The sequence below is a fragment of the Curtobacterium ammoniigenes NBRC 101786 genome (assembly GCF_001571045.1).
Lineage (GTDB): Bacteria > Actinomycetota > Actinomycetes > Actinomycetales > Microbacteriaceae > Curtobacterium > Curtobacterium ammoniigenes.
The window spans coordinates 357,391-375,105 of sequence record NZ_BCSV01000001.1 but is presented as its reverse complement, the minus strand read 5'-3'; the positions used below and the strand labels follow the sequence as shown (position 1 = coordinate 375,105).

Here is a 17,715-nt window from a genome sequence, read left to right as displayed (position 1 = left end):
ACGGCTCCGCGCCGGCCGTGTTCGGTCCGACCGTCGAAAGGAACCCGCATGACTACGCAGATCGTAATTCTCGCCGCAGGAATGGGAAGCCGTCTCGGCCGGAGCCTCCCGAAGCCGCTGACCGAGCTCAGCGACGGTCGCACCATCATGCAGCAGCAGTTCGACAACATCGCGGCCGCGTTCGGTTCGGCGGCGCGAGTGACTGTCGTGGTCGGGTACAAGTCCGAGCACATCGTCGAGGCGTTCCCCGACGCGAACTTCGTGTACAACGAGTCCTACGACTCGACGAACACCTCCAAGAGCCTGCTGCGCGCGCTGAAGGCGACCGGCAAGAGCGGTGTGCTCTGGATGAACGGTGACGTCGTCTTCGATCCGCGCGCGCTCGTCCGTGCCGCGGACATGATCGACCTCGACCGCTCGTTCGTGAGCGTCAACACCGAGAAGGTGTCTGACGAGGAGGTCAAGTACACCGTCGACGCAGCGGGGTGTATCGACCAGCTCTCAAAGCAGGTCACGAATGCGCTCGGCGAAGCAGTCGGGATCAACTACGTCTCGAGCGCTGACAAGGCTGCGCTCATCCGCCATCTCGCGAAGGTTCCCGACCAGGAGTACTTCGAAGGCGGGATCGAGGCGGCGATCCACGAAGACGGGTTACGCTGGACGCCCGTTGACATCTCTGACCTCTATGCGGTCGAGATCGACTTCGCCGAGGATCTGGACCGCGCCAACGCGCTGTTCAGGTAACAGTGGTTCGTTCCTCGGCCGGACGCCGAGGAACGAATGACGAGCACCACCGCGACACCGCCGAAGTCCGCGGTCTACAGCACCTCTCGGAGCGCAACCGCCCGCTACCGCAACGCACTGTGGTTGCTGACCTCGCGCGATCTCCGCGTCCGGTATTCGACGTCCGCGCTCGGCTACATCTGGTCGATCCTCGATCCGCTCCTGATGTCCCTGATCTACTGGTTCGTGTTCACGAAGATCTTCCACCGCGGCGGCGCGGGCGAGGATCCGTACATCACGTTCCTGCTCACTGCGTTGCTGCCGTGGATGTGGTTCACGGGCGCCGTCTCGGACTCGACGCGCGCGTTCACCAGCGAAGCGCGGCTCATCCGCTCGACGACGATCCCGCGCTCCATCTGGGTCGCGCGGATCGATCTGTCGAAAGGGATCGAGTTCCTCCTCAGCATCCCCGTGCTCGCGCTCTTCGCGATCTTCTCCGGAGCCCACCTCCACTGGCAGGTGGTGTATTTCCCGCTCGCCGTGATCATGGAAGGAGCGCTGATCTACGGCCTCGGGTTGATCATCGCGCCGCTCGTCGTGTTCTTCCGTGACCTCGAGCGCGCCGTGAAGCTCATTCTGCGATTCGCGTTCTACGCGAGCCCGATCGTCTACTCGCCCCTCGCGCTCTCGCATGGCGTGCACGACGTCTTCGCGCTGAATCCGCTCGCGGGGATCATCGGCATGTATCGCGCGGCTTTCTTCCCGAAACAGCTCGACCTGCACGAGGTGATCGCCGCCGCGATCGTCACCTTGGTCGTTCTCGCGATCGGCGTCGCCGTGTTCCGCCGCTCCGAACGTCGCGTCCTGAAGGAACTGTGATGACCGACAGCATCAGTGTGCGGCATCCGGTCGATCATGCCGCGTCTCCCGTCATCGTCGTCGAGAACGCCGGCATCCGGTTCAAGCGCAACCGGAAGGCGAAGCGATCGTTCAAAGATCTGTTCTCGTCCGCCCAGCGCCGTCGCCCTGCGGATGAGTTCTGGGCGCTGCGAGGTGTCTCCTTCGACGTGCGCCCCGGGGAAGCGATCGGAGTGGTCGGACGGAATGGTCAAGGGAAATCCACGCTCTTGAAGCTGGTGGCGCAGGTGATGCTCCCCGACGAGGGCCGCGTCGGAGTGCGTGGCGGCGTCGCACCGCTCATCGAGATCACCGGCGGCTTCGTCAACGACCTGACGGTGCGCGAGAACGTCTACCTGACCGCCGGCTTGCACGGCATGCCTCGATCGCAGATCCAGGAGAGCTTCGACGAGATCATCGCGTTCGCGGAGCTCGAGGACTTCATCGACACCCCGTACAAGCACCTCTCCAGCGGCATGCAGGTGCGCATCGCGTTTTCCGTGATCGCCCGTCTCGATGAGCCGATCCTTCTCGTCGACGAGGTCCTCGCCGTCGGCGACAAGCGCTTCCGCGAGAAGTGCTACCGCCGAATCGACGCGATGCTCGCCGACGGCCGGACCCTGTTCTTCGTGTCGCACAACGAGAACGACCTGCGCCGCTTCTGTGAGCGCGGGATCTACCTGGACCGCGGGACGCTGCAGTTCGACGGCTCGATCGGGGACGCGCTCGATCGCTACGCCAGCGACTACCCGACCTGATGCATCCCGCCCGGCGTCGGTAGCCCCTCCTATCCTGAGCGCATGCTCAGCACCGAACCCGCGTATTCCGTCCCATTCGTCGTCGACCGCTCCGCTGCGCCGCGCCTGTACCGGCTTCGCAACATGAGCACTGAGCCGGTCCGCGCGATCAGCTTGACGCATCTGGGCAATGGCTACGCGCCCCCGCTCGCCGTCCGATGCCTCGCGCCGGGAGCCGAACTCTCGATCGCGGTCTTCGGCGCCTCCCACACCGACACCGGCATCCTCGTCGTTCGGTGGCGGCGTCCGAACGATGCCGAATACCTGTGGCGTCTGAACCTGAGTCCGATGGCGTGACTGGTGCGTCGCGGTCCGACTAGATCACTGGCGGCCGACCGGCCAGGGCCATCCGCGCAATGGTGAGCCACGCCATGACGCGCGAATCGCCGCAGTCAGTGCGGAATCCCTCCAGCAGGCCCCGCCACCAGACGATCAATCGAGCCGGGTGTCGCCACCACCGCACCAACTGCACCGTCGCCCAGCTTGCCACGTAGATCGGACGCAGTGCCGCCGGAAGGTTCCGGCGCGCGAGCCATACCCTGTTCCGAGCGTTCAGCCGGATGTACGAGGCATGTCGCGTGGGGCTCACCGCCGGGTGGTGGGCGACGAGCCCGCCGTCATACCAGGCCCGACGACCCGCGTCCCAGACGCGCCACGCCAGCTCGATCCCTTCGTGCGCGTAGAAGTACGGATCACCCCAGCCTCCGATGGCGTCGAAGATCTCGCGCGGCAGCATCGTGGCGCCCTCCCACACACTGAAGACAGCGGAGGACCTGGACGGGTCGCCCTTCCGAATCCGTGGGATCCACCGCCGCGGATTCGCCGCGCCCGATGGGTCGACAACCTGCGGCTGAATGAGGCCGAGGCTGGGATCCGACGTGAATCGACGAACCGCGTCGATCAGGAACGTCGGCGAAGGCACCGATGCATCGTCGTCGAGGAAGAAGATGTAGTCGCCCCGCACCGCGGCCGCGCCCGCGTTCCGCCCTGCGGGAATCCCGACGTTCTCGTGCAGGTACAGCGGGCGGACGCCGTCCGGCAGGTCGCTCGGATCCCAACCGTTCCCCACGCACACAACATCCAGATCGACGTCGCGCTGCTGGAGCACGCTCTGCAGCCCGTGCCGGAGCTCGTTCGGCCGCGTCCCTTGGGTGAGGCTCACGACTCCGACCCGCGGCCGGACTGCACTCGCCGTCCCGCGGCCGCCCTGTCCGGTCACGCGCGAACCCGCCGCGACGAGAGGATCGCCACGAAGTGTCCCACGGTCGCGAGCAGCGCGAGCGGGAGGAGTGCAGCGACGAGGATCTCGAACGCCGGCCTCTGGCCGATGGCGATGCCGACGACCCCGAACACGACGGCGAGCATCGTCAACTCGACAGAGTGGTAGAGCCGGTGGAACGGGAGGAAGCGCGCGAGCCGTCGGAGGGACGCCAGTCCGCGCCGGCCTGGCGCCGTCGATGCGTCGCGCCGATCCTCCAGCCGTGCGAGGCCCCCATGGGCCCGCGCGACATGCACCATGTCGTTGAGCGCCTTATTGATCACGATGACGAGCGCGAGCGTGCAACCGAACGTCGTCCACATCCAGGACGCGCCGACGATGGGGAGCCCAGCAGCGCGCACCCCGAGGATCACGGGGATCAGCGCCTCCGTCGTGTAGTGCCCGACCTTGTCGAGGAACACGCCCGCAGGAGACCGCGTATTGCGCCAGCGCGCGACTTCGCCGTCCGAGCAGTCCACGAGCATCTGCAGCTGGCCGAGGAGGAGCGCGACCAACGGACCCCACACACCGGGAATGAGCAGTGCAGCGGCAGTCGCCCAGCCGACCATGATCATGAGGCCCGTGACCTGATTCGCGCTGACCCGAGTTCGGAGGAGCGTCCATGTCAAGTAGGGCGACAGATCCCGGAGATACAGCGACGCAGTCCAGTGTTCGGCGTTCGCGCGCGCTCGAACCTCGTCGGGCTGCGCCACGGCGCGCAGCTCGGCGATCGAACGCGGTCGGGCCTGCGTCGATGTGTGATTCGCGTCAGCCACCGTCACCGTCCTGTATGGGTCGTGAGCTCGGAAGTGCGCGTGAGGAACGCGACGATGAATCCCGTGCCCCACCCGACATGGATGCACGGAAGCACGACCATGAGCCACAGCCGCGTGCGCAACGAACTCGCGCGCGCGACGACGAGGCTGCCGATCACGACGAACACCAGATAGGTCGCCGGAATCGCCAGCCCGAGGAGCGCCCAGGCTGCGCCCGCGTGCGCGAGCGCACCGATCAGCCCGACGACTCCCGCGATCAACCCGGCACCCACGGCGACGACCATGATCGGCGGGATGAAATAGCGGATGCCGTTCCCGGTCGGGAATCGGCGCGCGAGTTCGCCCCGCCAGAGGCCGGTCGCAACGAACTGCCGTATCAGGCGACGGAGGCTCGGGCGCGGCCGGTAGGTCACCACGAGCTCCGGGGTGAACCAGACCGTTCCTCCGGTCATCCGGAGTCGACGATTGAGCTCCCAGTCCTGACCACGTTTGATGTCCTCGTCGAAGAGACCGACCTCGAACAGGCGCTCGCGGCGGAATACCCCGAGGTAGGCGGTCTCAGCAGGCCCGGCCGTGCCTCCGACATGGTGCGGGGTGCCGCCGAGCCCGACCCTGCTGCCGTACGCATGCGCGACGGCGCGCTCGAATGCGGTTCGCCCCTCTGCACGCATGATGCCACCGACGTTGTCCGCACCGGTCGCCGCGAGCGTCTCGACCGCGATCCTGGTGTAGTCGCGTGGGAGGACCGAGTGCGCATCGACGCGGACGACGACGGGATACCGAGAAGCCCGAATCGCGACGTTCAGGCCGGCAGGAGTCGACCCAATGGGATTGTCGATCGCAACGATCCGCGGGTCGGAGGCGCTCATCTCCGCGACCAGTTCGTTCGTTCCATCGATCGACGGGCCGAGCGCCAGAATGATCTCGACGGGACCGTCGTACTCCTGCGCCAGCAGGCTGGCGACCGCGGCACGAACCTCTGTGACCTCGTTGAGGACCGGCATGACGTAGGAGACCCCGGGCAGGGGCGCGCCGTCTCGCTGCATTCGATCCATACCTTGTGGTCGTGGACGCGCTCAGTCGCATCCGTCGGCCCTTGTCAGAGCGACGACGAGCCTATCAAGCCGCGTCGCTCGGGCCGGCACGCTCAGCTGCACGCTGCCCGAGCGGATACGGTCGAGCGTCGCCAGCGGCTGTCACCGCGTGCGCGTCGGAATCCGCGTCTGCGTCAGCGTCAGCTCGTGCTCGCGTACGTGCCGAGGGTCACGTCGACCGTGTGCGACTGCCCGGAGCGCACATAGGTGAGCGACGTCTTCGCACCGCCCGCGAAGTAGCGCACCTGCGCGGTCAGGTCGGTTCCACTCGTGATCGGGATCCCACCGAGGGCCGTGACAACGTCGCCGGGCTGGATGCCCGCCTGATCCGCAGCGCCACCCTTCGTCACGGACTTGATCAGCGCACCCACCTGCGTGGCGTTCTGGTCCGCGGTGGCGTCGGTGACGCTCGCGCCGAGGAGGCCGTGCGTCGCCTTGCCGTTCTTGATGATCTCGTCCGAGACCCGCTTCACGAGGTCGGACGGGATCGCGAAGCCGACGCCGATGCTGCCGGACTGCGACGTCGACGAACTCTGGTTGCCCGCGCTCGCGATCGCCACGTTGATCCCGATGAGACGCGCCTTCGAGTCGAGCAGCGCACCGCCGGAGTTCCCGGGGTTGATCGCGGCATCGGTCTGGATCACGGGCAGCGAGACGGTCGAGTTCGTCGCGGTCCCGCTCTGGCCGCCGAAGTTGAATGGGTCGGTGCCGCCGGAGTTCGGGTCACCGGACCCGCTGCCGGGCGCGCTCGACGCGACCGAGATGCTGCGATTCAGCGTCGAGACGATGCCGTCGGTGACGGTGTTCGACAGGCCGAGCGGCGCGCCGATGGCGATCGCCGTGTCACCGACGTTGAGCTTCGCCGAATCCGCGAACGGCATCGGCGTCAGACCTTTTGCGTCGATCTTCACGACGGCGAGATCGACCGTGGGGTCGGTGCCGACCACCTTCGCCGGATAGATGTGACCGTCGGAGGTGGTCACCGAGATGCTCGCGCTTCCGCTGTCGCCGTCGAGTGTGACGACGTGCGTGTTCGTCACGATGTAGCCGTCCGCGGTGAGCACGACGCCGGACCCGGTCCCCGATGCGGACGACGCAGTCGCGTTGATGGTCACGACGGATCCCGTCGCCTTCGCCGCGACCGCCGTGACGACGGAGGCCGAGTTGTAATCGTTCACGGTGATGTTGCCACCGGGCTGGCCACTCGTTGCTGCGGTGTTCGACGCATGCGGTCCGAAGGCCGCCGTCCACCCTGCTCCAGCGGCACCTCCGACGAGCGCGCCGACGAGCAGTGCTCCGACGAGTGGGGCCGTTCTCCGTGACGCGCGCTGACGTCGAGGGGTCTCGTTCGCCGACTCGAAGTAGGAGCCCCCGGAGAGGCCGCTCGACATCGGAGCCTGGTCGTACTGCGCATTCCACGGTTGTTCCCAGGAGGGCTGCGCGGCGTGGCCGCCGAACCCCGAGTGAGCGCTCGCCTGGCCGTAGTCCGGCGCGCCCGACTGCGGCGCGTGCCATTGCGGCTGCTGATGCCACGCCTGCTGCGGCTGCCAGGCCCCCTGTCCTTGCCACGCATCGTCATGACCCTGGTGGGCTCGCTCCGGTTCCCCGGACGCGGGTGCGGGTGCGGGCGCTGGCGACCAGTGCTGCGGATACGGTGCCGTGTATTGCGTCGTCGGCTCGGCGCCGGCGATGTCTGGCTCCTCGTGGATGTCCTGCTCAACATCCCGACCCGCTTCGCGGCCTGCGACGTCGTCGGGTTCGTTCGGCGAACGGTCGGTCATGATGAGGGTGCTCCTTTCGAGCCCGACGATGGTCGGTCGGGCGTCCGGATGGTGGAACGCGATGATGGGCCAGGTGTCACGGCGGAGCCGGATTCTGCATCGTCGCACCGCTACCGTAGGCACCAAGCCGATGATCTTGATGGGAGATCCATGCGAACCTCCGGTCCATGGCGCCGAGCGGCTGCTGGAGCGATGCTGCTCGGCACCGATGGTGCGCCCGTTCCGACCATCTTCGCCGAGATGAGCGCTCGCGCTGCGGCGACCGGATCGGTGAATCTCGGTCAGGGATTCCCCGATGAGGACGGCCCTGCCGAAGTGCTTGACGCCGCACGTCGTGCCATTGCCGACGGGGTGAACCAGTATCCCCCGGGGCGCGGCACCGCCGACCTCCGCGAGGCCATCGCGGAGCACCAGGCGCGGTTCTACGACCTCCACCTCGACCCGGAGCGGGAGGTGCTCGTCACGGCTGGCGCGACGGAAGCCCTCGCTGCAGCCCTGCTCGCGTTCGTCGAACCGGGCGATCAGGTGGTGACATTCGAACCGTTTTACGACGCGTACGGCGCGCTCATCGCACTGGCTGGCGGCGAGCACGTGACCGTGCCGTTGCGCAGTCCTGGTTTCCTCCCCGATCTCGATGAGCTCACGTCGGCGATCACCGACCGCACGCGCGTCATCCTCGTGAACAGCCCGCACAATCCGACCGGTCGAGTCTTCCCGCAGGACGTGCTGCAGCGGATCGTCGAGCTCGCCGAGGAGCACGATGCCCTCATCCTCACCGACGAGGTCTACGAGCATCTGTCCTTCGGCGCGCCGCACGTACCGGTGGCGAGCCTGCCCGGTGCCGCGCATCGAACGCTGACGATCTCCAGCGGCGGCAAGACGTTCAGCACCACGGGCTGGAAAATCGGGTGGATCACCGGCCCGTCCGAGCTGATCGAGGGCGTCCTCGCCGTGAAGCAGTTTCTGACCTACGTGAACGGCGCGCCATTTCAACCGGCGATCGCGACCGGCCTTCGCCTTCCGGACGCCGTCTTCGGCGGCATTGCCAGTGCCCTCGCCGCGAAGCATGCGGTGCTCGCCGACGGAATCCGCGGCGCGGGCTTCGACGTCTTCACTCCCGACGCAGGGTACTTCGTCATCGCCGACGCCGGACCCCTCGGGTTCCCCGATGCGCGCGAGTTCTGCCGTCTGCTCCCGGAACGCGTCGGCGTCGTCGCCATCCCGGTCACTGCGTTCGTGCGCCCAGACCATGCGGACGATTTCACGTCGCTCGTGCGTTTCGCGTTCTGCAAGCGGGAGCGCGTCCTCCACGAAGCGGTCGAACGGTTGGGCCGCCTGGCTGCGTGACAGGATGGCGTTCCGACCCGTCGCCCGCTCGTGCGGGCGGTGCGGTTCGATCGCTCCGGGGTGCTGGCAGCGCAGCACGGTCGGGCTATCGTCAGCGCGGTGCGCTCCGGGCCGGCATCAGCGCGGTGCGATGGCGTACCGGCGCGCAGCTAACGACGGGTTGGTGTGCCGGACGCGAGCCACAGCCTCCGTATCGATCGACGCGAACAGGAGTTCCGGCTCGGCGCCCGCCGCGGCCCGAACCGTGCCGTCGGGAGCGACGACTGCCGAGCACCCGATGCCGATCGGTGGGGACTGACCGGCGCCGAGCATCCAGATCGTGTTCTCGATCGCGCGCGCAGCCAGAAGCGTGTTCCAGTGCCGCTCTTTGCCAGGGCCGCGGACCCATTCGGCGGGCACTGCGATGGCGTCGACCGCTGCCTCCCCCGCGAGCCGACGCGAGATTTCCGGGAACCGCAGGTCGTAGCAGGTCTCGAGGCCGATGCGGACGCCCTCGATCTCGATGACCGGGAGCTGTGCCGGATCGCCGGGCTCGATCCACTCCGATTCGCGCGCACCGAATGCGTCGTACAGGTGAACCTTCCGATAGCCGACACCGGCACCGCCCGCTGGGTCGGCCACCACGAGGGTGTTCCAGAAGCGGTCCGCGCGGTCGGCGCGCTCGTTCATCCCAGCGATGATCGTGATGCCCGTCGCCGCGCTACAGGACGCAAGTCCGGAGCAGAAGGCGCCGTCGAGCGGTTGGGCAGCCTCCAGATAGGCGGTATCGAGGGTCGGCGCGAAGAACGCGCTGTATTCCGGAGCGATCAGGAGGCGCGCCCCCGCCGCCGACGCACGCCGCGCCCCGTTCTCGATCTCGCGCAGATTCGCATCCGGATCGGTGCCCGGAGTGAACTGGAGGATCGCGATCGCAAGCGTCGGCATGCGTCGAGCGTACGGGGCGCGGCTGGCGGTGTTTCAGTGATCCTGGACGGCCGGTCAGTCCTCCTGATTCGCGGAGCTCGCCATTCCGGACCGGATTGTCTCCATGACCGTGGTGTCGGCGAGCGTGGTGACGTCGCCCACCGGCCGGTTCTCGGCGACATCGCGCAGCAACCGCCGCATGATCTTGCCGGAACGGGTCTTCGGCAGTTCGGCGACGACCATGATCTGTGCCGGTCGGGCGATCTTTCCGATCTGGTTCGCCACCCAGTCCCGAAGCTCCGCTGCCACGTGAGGACCACCGTCGCCGGCCTCGGAACGCAGGATCACGAACGCCACGACCGCTTGCCCCGTCGTCTCGTCGGCGCGTCCGACGACGGCAGCCTCCGCGACTTTCGGATTCGCGACGAGTGCCGACTCGATTTCCGTGGTCGACAGTCGATGCCCGGCGACGTTCATGACGTCATCGACACGACCGAGCAGCCAGATGTCCCCGTCCGCGTCGCGTTTCGCACCGTCACCGGCGAAGTACCGACCGGGAAACCGCGACCAATACGTTTCGCGATATCGGTCGTCGTCACCCCAGATGGTGCGCAGCATGCTCGGCCACGGCTCCGTGAGCACGAGATACCCGCCGGAGCCGTTCGGGACGGAGTTGCCGTCGTCATCGACCACGTCGGCGCTGACCCCAGGGAGGGGTGTCATCGCGGCGCCAGGCTTTCCCGCGGTCACGCCAGGGAGCGGACTGATCATGATCGAGCCGGTCTCGGTCTGCCACCATGTATCGACGACCGGAGTCCGGTCACCGCCAATGTGCGAGCGATACCAGATGTACGCCTCGGGATTAATCGGCTCGCCGACGCTGCCGATGACGCGCAGCGAGGAGAGGTCGTGCCGAGCGGCGTATTCGTGACCCCATTTCATGTGGGTGCGGATCGCGGTCGGCGCGCAGTAGAGGATGCTGACCCGGTACTTCTCGATGATGGACCACCAGCGGTCCTTATCCGGGAAGTCCGGGGTGCCCTCGTAGAGCACGCTGGTCGTCGCGTTCGACAGCGGTCCGTACACGATGTACGAGTGACCCGTCACCCAGCCGATGTCCGCTGCCGTCCAGTAGACATCGGATTCGGGTTTGACGTCGAACACCTCGTACTGCGTCCACGAGCAGCCCGTGAGGTATCCAGCTGAGGTGTGCAGGATGCCCTTCGGCTTCCCGGTGGTGCCCGACGTGTACATGACGTAGAGCGGATGCTCGGCGTCGAACGCCTCGGGGTCGTGGTGCGGGGAGGCAGGGTCGACCGTCTCGTGCCACCAGTGATCGCGTCCCTCGGTCCACGCGACGTCGTTGCCGGTGCGGCGGACGACGAGCACGGCGTCGACGTCGGGGCACTGTGCAAGTGCGTCGTCGACCGCGGGCTTCAGCGGCGCCACCGATCCACGGCGCCAGCCGCCGTCAGCGGTGATGACCACATGGGCGTCGCAGTCGAGGATGCGTGTCGCGAGTGCCTCGGACGAGAACCCGCCGAATACCACCGTGTGCGGCGCACCGAGCCGCGCACAGGCGAGCATGGCGACCACTGTCTCGGGGATCATCGGCATGTAGATCGCCACCCGGTCCCCGGCCCGCACGCCGAGGTCGGTGAGTGCGTTCGCCGCCCTGCAGACGTCGTCGGTCAGTTCTCGGTAGGTGATCGTCCGGCTGTCGCCGGGTTCGCCTTCGAAGTAGAAGGCCACCCGATCTCCGAGCCCCGCCGCGACGTGGCGGTCGAGGCAGTTGACCGCCACGTTGAGACGCCCGTCGGCGAACCAACGCGCGAACGGAGCGTTCGACCAGTCGAGCACCTGCTCGAAGGGTGTTGCCCAGTCGAGTCTCCTCGCGCGTTCGGCCCAAAAGCCGAGGCGGTCTGCGTCGGCTTCCCGATACGCGTCCGCAGTGACGTTCGCAGCTGCGGCGAACGAGTCGGATGGCGGAAAGGTGCGGGATTCTTCGGAGAGATTGTCGAGTGTTGGTGTGACGATGTCACTCATTCGGGATCCGTTCTTGCTCGTCGCTCACCGCTCAGGGCCGCGGAAAGACCGGTAGGACGATGCGCTTGAACGTGGAGTTCGTGACGATCGCGAACGACGTGTACCAGGCGAGCAGCGCAGTGATGATGCCGAGGTACCCGCCGATGTGAGAGAGTGCTGAGCTGCCTGCGGCGGCGCCGATTCCCAGGGCGAAGAACGTCAGGGTCAGGAATGCGAAGACCGCGATGAGGGCGCCGTTCGTCTTCGTGGCCGCAATCGTCATGTAGAGCGTGAAGATGCCGAACCCGATGAGGAAGATACCGACGCCGCTTCCACCAGCGGCGACGTCTCCCTTGGTCGAGACCAGATACCAGAAGGCCAGCCAGAATCCGCCGTATGTGCAGAATGCGGTCGCGCCGAACGTGTTCTTGTTCGCGAATTCCCAAATGCCGGCGATCAATTGGCCGAGGCCGCCATAGAACGCCGCGAGGCCGAGGACGGCTGCGCCGGCAGTCGGGATGATCCCGGCGTTTGCAAAGCTCAGCACGAACGTGGTCAGTGCGAACGCGGCCAAGCCAAGCGGCCCCGGATCCGCGAACGGGGTAACCGCCGGCGCGGCATTCTCGAGCGGTGCGCTCTGCGGAATGACGGCCGGGCTTTCACCGACGCTGCTGCTGTGACGAGAGGTGAGTGGTGCCGACGACATGATGTCTCCTTCGACCGGAAAGCTCCATTGCTTTCCACTGGAGACGGAGCATACGCCCAGGTTTGTGGTGGAGCGCAACAGGGCGAACGTCACTTTTTGCCGTGTCGGCGTTGTGGAGTGTTCCGGCGTGTCCGTTCGGCGGATGTGAGCGCGACCGACGTCAGCCGCGAGCGCTCCGGAGGTTCGCGATCGTCTCGAGAAGGGCTCCGCGACGTGCGGTCGGCGCCGCCGCCTCCAGCCGCTCTGCGAGCCGCACGGCTGCTGCGACGACGATGGGGTGCTCGGTTCCGTAGGTCTGGACGCCGTCGAACACGGTGCCGATGAGTGTTTGCGCCTCGGGCCAGTGCGAAATCACCCGCGGCGTCCGGGAGCCGTCGCAGTAGGCGGTGATCGGCTGACCGGAACGCCAGAGCGGGACGAGCGCGGTCGCCGCGAGATCGAGCGCGCTGACTGCTGTGTACGGGTCATTCGTGCCGCTTGCGAGCCCCCGAACCGCGATCTCCACGAGCTGCTGCAGCGCGAAGCCGACGTCCTGATACGGGGTTCGGGCCGTGCCGATCATGCTCGCCGCCCGAGCGAGCGCGGAAGCGTCGCAAACGAGCGCAGCTCTGTCCTTCGCCGAAAGCGCTGCGCTGACCGCGATCCGGAAGATCGGATCATTGCAGATCACGTAGTCGCCGGGCATCGCGGTCATGTCGATGACCGTGTCGTGGCTGGTGGCCCACTCTCGGAGCCGCTCCCACCTGACCGATTGCAGGTACCCGTCTTCGTGTGCGCCAACGAGCACCCACGCACCGTCAGCGAGCTCCACCGGGTCGACACGCACGTCGGAATCAGTGCCATCGCGGTACACCTCGCGCACCGCGTCCTCAAGATCCGTCTGCACCTGTCGCTGGAGCGAGGTGATCTGGGTGCTCGATGCGATGTGGTGGATGAAGAACACGAGGATGGCGACGTCCGCAATGCTCAAGAGGACCGCGACGTGAATGGCGATCACCGGGACGAACGCCTGTCCGTCGACGGCGGTGTGCACACTGCGAAGGACGACGATCGCATAGAGGAACGTCGACGTGAACGCGGCGAGGACGAACTGATTGGCCCGGTCTGCCATGAAGTTTCGAACCAACCGCGGCCCGTAGGTCGACGAGGTCGTGGCAAGCACCGAGATGGTGATGGAGAACGATGTCCCCGCGACGGTGAGCATCGCCGTTCCGATGGTCGTCAGTATCGACCGGCCTCCGCTCGCACTCAGTGCGTCGATGAACCAGAGCTGCGTTGCGCCGTGCGCGATGAGGACGCGATCGAGCAGGACGATCAATTCGGCGAGCGCGACTGCGCCGATGCCGAACAGCGCCGGGAGGAACCAGAACGACTCGCGGACGCGCAGTGACAGACCGTGCATACGATCAGTCAATCCATTCGGCGCAACCGGCGTACACGCAGCAGGTCGTTGCCGACGGATGGCCCGCTGGCTGGTCGTCGGCGAAGCGTGGCCCCTGGGCGATCCTCGGAGGTCCGTGGCTACCGTGGGCGATCCGCAGAAGTCCGTGGCGAGTGCCGATCTACCCTCCGGGCACGACCGCGATGGCGATGACGGTTGCGAGCAGTGCGAGCGCTGGAAGCGACCCCTGCACGACTGCTGCTCGCCGGAGATTCGGGCTCGACGAGAACAGCACGGAGGCTGCAGCGAGCATCGATCCGGTCCCCACGACGACGAGGGTCACGCCGACGGTGACCGCGCCGATACCCACGGCCGCGATTCCGACGAACGTTCCGACGGCGAGGAACAGGTTGTAGAAACCCTGATTGAACGCGAGTGCACGCGTCGTCTCGACGTCTGCCGCTGCAACACCGAAGGTGCGGTTGGCACGGGGGCTTCCCCATACCACCGACTCGAGCCAGAAGATGACGACGTGGAGCGCGGCCGAGAGGCCAGCGAGAATAATGCCTGCAAGGAGCATCCGAAGCCTTCCGCGGATCGTGGCTCGACGAGCTTGGCATGCGGTTCAGTTGTCTGGCGGCGCCAGGTGGGGTCTCCAGCCCGCAGTCCCCAGCCCGCAGGGAAAGAGGAAGGCCCCCCGATCAGAAAACCCTGATCAGGGGGCCTTTTTGGTTGCGGGGGCAGGATTTGAACCTACGACCTCTGGGTTATGAGCCCAGCGAGCTACCGAACTGCTCCACCCCGCGGCACGTTTGAAGAGCCTAGCACGGCAGCGCGGAGCGGTCGAATCGAGCGCCGCCCTCAGCCCGACGCGGACGCCGACGCTGAGGGCGACGGAGTCGCCGCTGCGCTTTGCTCGGCGGCCACAGCGGCAGCGATCGCTTTCTGCAGTTTCTCGTCTTCCTGCGCCGCCTGGACCAGATTTCCGCTTGCGTAGGCCTGCTGGCGCGCTTGCAGTGCGGCGTTCGCTGCCGCGAGCGCCTGCTGCAACGCCTTGTTCGTCGCGGGGGAACTCGACGAGCCCGACCCCGAGCCGCTCGAACTGCTGGCCCCACTCCCGGAACCGGACGAGGAACCCGAGCCGGAGGATGAACCGCCGGATCCACTACTCGACGTTCCCCCACCGGACGACGCCCCTTGGTCGCCCGCGGTGGCGCCGGAGTTCCCACCGAAGAGTGCGTTGAGCGCCTGGTTCAAGGTGTCGTTGAAGGCGACCTTGTCACCGAACGCGACGAGCACCTTCTGTAGGAGCGGATAGGACGTCGACGAGGACGATGACGACGCTTTGACATACACGGGTTCGACGTACAGGAACCCGCCGGCTACGGGCAGTGTCAGGAGGTTCCCGCGCTCGATCGTGCTGTCGCCCCGTTTCAGGATGTTCAGCTCGTTCGAGACCGTCGGATCCGCGTTGAAGTTCGCTTGGACCTGGCCCGGCCCCGCAATGTTGTCGCTCTTCGGGATCGTGAGCAGCGTCAGCTCCCCGTATCCCGACGCCTTTTTTCCGGCTCCAGCCCCCGACGCGTCGGAGTTGACCGTGAGATACCCCGTCAGGAGGTTTCGCGCGTTCGAGCCCTGCGGTATGTACGTGGAGTACAGCGAGTACGCCTCGCCCCGCCCGGGCACGTTCATCGTGAGGTAGTACGGATCCTGCTGGGTACCGCTCCCAGGCGTCGTCGTGACGGTCCCGTTCGCGTTCACCGTGGTCGTCGACGCGGCTTTGCCCTTGGTCGGGTCGTCCGGCGTGACCCACGCATCCTCCTGCGAGTAGAAGGATGTCGCGTTCGTCACGTGATAGGTGGCGAGAATCGTGCGCTGGACCTTGAAGAGGTCGGTCGGGTACCGCACATGGTCGAGCAGTGCGGCGCTCATGTCCGTCATCGGCTTCATCGTGGACGGGAAGATCTTCTGCCACGTCTTCAGGATCGGATCGGTCGTGTCCCAGGCGTACAGGGTGACTTTCCCGGTATACGCGTCAACCGTGGCCTTGACGGAGTTCCTGATGTAGTTGACCTGGTTGGTGCTGAATGCGCCGCTGCTCGTCCCATTGATGCTGTCGGTCAAGCTCTGGCTGTCCGAATAGGGGTAGTTGTCACTCGTCGTGTATCCGTCGACGATCCACACGATTCGGTGGTTCACCACGGCCGGGTACGCATCGTGGTCGAGCGTCAGGTACGGAGCGATCTTCTGGACGCGCTCGATCGGGTTCCGGTCGTACAGGATCTGCGAGTCCTTGTTGATCGCATTCGAGAGCAGGATCTGCTCCGATTGGAACTTCGCCGCGTACACGAGGCGGTTGAAGAAGTTTCCGACGCTCGGGCCGCCGCTGCCCTGGTACGTGGTCGTGGCATTTCCGGAGCCGCTGTCGTTGCCCGACGGGTAGTCGTATTCGATCGACTTGGTTCCCGAGGGAGCACCGACGATCGAGTAGGTGGGAGAACCCTCGCCGAAGTACACCCGAGGCTGATACGGGGACAGCTTGCCTGACGTCGGGATTCCGGACTCGAAGAAGATCGGCTTGCCATCGCTGGTGCGTTGGTTCCCGTAGGCGGCGACCAGCCCGTATCCGTGCGTGTAGACGAAGGTCCGGTTATACGGAGTCGCACTGCCCTGGAGACCGCTGAGGTCGAGCTCGCGGACGCCGACCACCGCGTCCGTGCTCTTGCCGTTGATCGGGTAGCGGTCGACGTCGAGCGTGTTCTGGAACGAGTAGAACTGCTTGGACTGCTGGAGCTGACTGAACGTCTCGCTGACGATGTTCGGATCGATGACGCGAATGTTCGCCGTGGTCTGCGCATCGTTCGCGAGCGCACCCGTGGGGGTCTTCGTCGTCGCGTCGTATTGCTGCACTTTCACGTTCTGCACGCCGTACGCCGCACGGGTGGCGTCGATGTTCCGCTGGATGTACGGCGCCTCGTAGCTCCGCTCGCTTGGCGCCACCTGGAACCGCTGCACGACCCAGGGATAGATGCCACCGACGACGATCGCGGAGACGAGCAGCAGTCCGGTACCGACGACCGAGACCCGCCAGCGCCCGACGATCGCCGTGACCACGAAGAGCACCACCACGATTGCGGCGATCCCGGCGAGGATCTGCCGGCCAGGAATCGTCGCATTCACCTGCGTGTACTGCGCACCGGTGATGAGCGAATTGTTCTGCGTCAGCGTCGCGTACTGATCCAGCCAGAGGCTCACCGCCTGAAGCGCGACGTACACGGCCGCTGTGATGGCCAATTGCACGCGCGCCGCACGCGATACGCGGAGCTCGCGTCCGCCGATTCGGAGGGCGCCGTACAGATAGGTGGCAGCGATCGCAGCAATGCCGGCGAGCAGCACGACCGCGGAGGCGAACGCGACGATCGCGCGCCAGAACGGCAGCTCGAAGACGTAGAACGAGATATCGAGATGGAACTGAGGGTCCTTCGTGCCGAACGGGGTCCGATTGAAGTACGCGAGGACCATGCTCCACCGCGGTGCGGTCGCCAGGCCCGCGAACAGCCCGAGAACGGCCGGGAGACCGAACATCACTGCCCGTCGGAGCGGCTCGATCACCTGCTGATAGCGATCCAGTTGGGTGCCGAGCTTCGCGTAGACAGGCCGGAATCGGTATGCGAGCGCGATACTCGCCCAGACGGGGACCGCCATGCCGAAGAAGCCTGCGAAGAACATGCCGGTGCCCGCGAGCCACTCAGTCGTGAGGACCTGCTGGAACCCCAGCTGCGCGTACCAGAGGAAGTCGGTGTACAGGCTCGCGAACACGAAGAACGCGATGACCAACGCCGCGAGCACGACGATCGTGACGATGATCGGAACGCGCGGGGATCGCCGCTCGGCAGTGGACGACGGATTCGTCACGAGTAGTGCTCCAGACGTTGGTACCGGCGCCCGCCGGAGCGGGCCGTCAGACCACCGATCCTACGGGCAGCGCACCGGTCGCACCCTGGACGTGACCTGCCTGTGGACGCAC

The 17,715-nt window shown here is 66.4% G+C and carries 15 protein-coding genes and 1 tRNA gene; 5 read left to right on the top strand and 11 right to left on the bottom strand.

The features are described 5' to 3' along the window. The first annotated feature begins 48 nt into the window (after positions 1-48). The 4 genes from CAM01S_RS01655 to CAM01S_RS01640 are packed head-to-tail and all read left to right on the top strand — an operon-like array spanning position 49 to position 2,714. The gene (locus tag CAM01S_RS01655) at positions 49-744 is read left to right on the top strand and encodes a phosphocholine cytidylyltransferase family protein (protein WP_066515250.1); all 696 of its coding nucleotides are present in this window, start codon (positions 49-51) and stop codon (positions 742-744) included. A 36-nt stretch (positions 745-780) separates the two neighbouring features. After that, on the top strand, positions 781-1,602 hold the full coding sequence (locus tag CAM01S_RS01650; RefSeq protein WP_066515246.1) for an ABC transporter permease: 822 nt from the start codon (positions 781-783) through the stop codon (positions 1,600-1,602). Next, a complete protein-coding gene (locus tag CAM01S_RS01645) occupies positions 1,602-2,378 on the top strand; it encodes an ABC transporter ATP-binding protein (protein WP_066515243.1) in 777 nt (258 codons plus the stop codon). Before CAM01S_RS01650 ends, CAM01S_RS01645 begins: the two co-directional genes overlap by 1 nt. Positions 2,379-2,420: 42 nt before the next feature. Further along, positions 2,421-2,714, top strand: coding sequence for a hypothetical protein (locus CAM01S_RS01640; RefSeq protein ID WP_066515238.1), 294 nt, complete (start codon positions 2,421-2,423; stop codon positions 2,712-2,714). A 19-nt stretch (positions 2,715-2,733) separates the two neighbouring features. On the opposite strand, the gene CAM01S_RS01635 is transcribed toward CAM01S_RS01640, so the two are convergent. The 4 genes from CAM01S_RS01635 to CAM01S_RS01620 form a co-directional block, all read right to left on the bottom strand. Next, on the bottom strand, positions 2,734-3,579 hold the full coding sequence (locus CAM01S_RS01635) for a glycosyltransferase family 2 protein (RefSeq protein ID WP_245631499.1): 846 nt from the start codon (positions 3,577-3,579) through the stop codon (positions 2,734-2,736). A 53-nt stretch (positions 3,580-3,632) separates the two neighbouring features. Further along, positions 3,633-4,451: a CDP-alcohol phosphatidyltransferase family protein gene (locus tag CAM01S_RS01630; RefSeq protein WP_066515230.1), complete on the bottom strand. Its 819-nt coding sequence runs from the start codon at positions 4,449-4,451 to the stop codon at positions 3,633-3,635. Between the two features lie 2 nt (positions 4,452-4,453). Then, positions 4,454-5,497 carry a glycosyltransferase family 2 protein gene (locus tag CAM01S_RS01625; protein WP_066516690.1) on the bottom strand — a complete coding sequence of 348 codons (1,044 nt, stop codon included), beginning with the start codon at positions 5,495-5,497 and terminating at the stop codon, positions 4,454-4,456. Positions 5,498-5,685: 188 nt separating this feature from the next. Then, positions 5,686-7,326, bottom strand: a complete 1,641-nt coding sequence (locus tag CAM01S_RS01620) for a S1C family serine protease (protein ID WP_157071341.1) — start codon at positions 7,324-7,326, stop codon at positions 5,686-5,688. A 150-nt stretch (positions 7,327-7,476) separates the two neighbouring features. Between CAM01S_RS01620 and CAM01S_RS01615 the strand changes: the two genes are divergently transcribed. Further along, on the top strand, positions 7,477-8,673 hold the full coding sequence (locus tag CAM01S_RS01615) for an aminotransferase class I/II-fold pyridoxal phosphate-dependent enzyme (RefSeq protein ID WP_066515228.1): 1,197 nt from the start codon (positions 7,477-7,479) through the stop codon (positions 8,671-8,673). A gap of 117 nt (positions 8,674-8,790) precedes the next feature. On the opposite strand, the gene CAM01S_RS01610 is transcribed toward CAM01S_RS01615, so the two are convergent. The 7 genes from CAM01S_RS01610 to CAM01S_RS01580 form a co-directional block, all read right to left on the bottom strand. Continuing rightward, entirely contained in the window at positions 8,791-9,597 is an 807-nt protein-coding gene (locus tag CAM01S_RS01610; RefSeq protein WP_066515227.1) for a carbon-nitrogen hydrolase family protein, read from the bottom strand. Between the two features lie 54 nt (positions 9,598-9,651). Then, positions 9,652-11,622: an acetate--CoA ligase gene (gene acs / locus CAM01S_RS01605; RefSeq protein ID WP_066515224.1), complete on the bottom strand. Its 1,971-nt coding sequence runs from the start codon at positions 11,620-11,622 to the stop codon at positions 9,652-9,654. Between the two features lie 31 nt (positions 11,623-11,653). Further along, positions 11,654-12,307: an acetate uptake transporter gene (locus CAM01S_RS01600; RefSeq protein WP_083527628.1), complete on the bottom strand. Its 654-nt coding sequence runs from the start codon at positions 12,305-12,307 to the stop codon at positions 11,654-11,656. Positions 12,308-12,467: 160 nt separating this feature from the next. After that, positions 12,468-13,709, bottom strand: a complete 1,242-nt coding sequence (locus CAM01S_RS01595; RefSeq protein WP_066515221.1) for a DUF2254 domain-containing protein — start codon at positions 13,707-13,709, stop codon at positions 12,468-12,470. Positions 13,710-13,869: 160 nt separating this feature from the next. Further along, positions 13,870-14,268: a DUF1304 domain-containing protein gene (locus CAM01S_RS01590; RefSeq protein WP_066515217.1), complete on the bottom strand. Its 399-nt coding sequence runs from the start codon at positions 14,266-14,268 to the stop codon at positions 13,870-13,872. A 149-nt stretch (positions 14,269-14,417) separates the two neighbouring features. Beyond that, a tRNA-Met gene (locus tag CAM01S_RS01585) sits at positions 14,418-14,494 on the bottom strand. A gap of 55 nt (positions 14,495-14,549) precedes the next feature. Then, the gene (locus CAM01S_RS01580) at positions 14,550-17,603 is read right to left on the bottom strand and encodes a UPF0182 family membrane protein (protein ID WP_174520400.1); all 3,054 of its coding nucleotides are present in this window, start codon (positions 17,601-17,603) and stop codon (positions 14,550-14,552) included. Positions 17,604-17,715 lie beyond the last annotated feature (112 nt).